The sequence below is a fragment of the Mesorhizobium sp. M8A.F.Ca.ET.165.01.1.1 genome, assembly GCF_004792065.1.
In the GTDB taxonomy this organism is placed as follows: Bacteria; Pseudomonadota; Alphaproteobacteria; order Rhizobiales; family Rhizobiaceae; genus Mesorhizobium.
This window is the reverse complement of the sequence record NZ_SRTH01000220.1, coordinates 1-293: the sequence shown is the minus strand read 5'-3', so window position 1 is coordinate 293 and position 293 is coordinate 1. Positions and strand designations below refer to the sequence as shown.

General features: G+C 58.4%; 1 protein-coding gene. It reads right to left on the bottom strand.

Annotation, left to right across the window (positions count from 1 at the left end):
* On the bottom strand, positions 1-293 hold a 293-nt coding region (locus EN808_RS35835; RefSeq protein ID WP_135918267.1), incomplete at both ends, for an adenylate/guanylate cyclase domain-containing protein.

Here is a 293-nt window from a genome sequence, read left to right as displayed (position 1 = left end):
CTCGAAACGGGTGAGATCGTCTCGGGTGCCATTGGCACCACATCAGGTCCGGCCCGATAGATCCGGACCGGCATGGAGATATTCTTGAGCTGTCGTTCGCCCGCGTCCTCGAAGGCGGCGTCGACCTTACTTCGTACCTCATCGTGAATCTTACCGGAAACGCATATGCCGCCAGGCTCCGCCAGCGCTTCCAATCTCGCAGCGATGTTGACGCCTTCCCCATAGATGTCGGCACCTTCGCCGATAACGTCGCCAAGATTGATACCTACGCGGAGCACAATGCGGCTTTGATC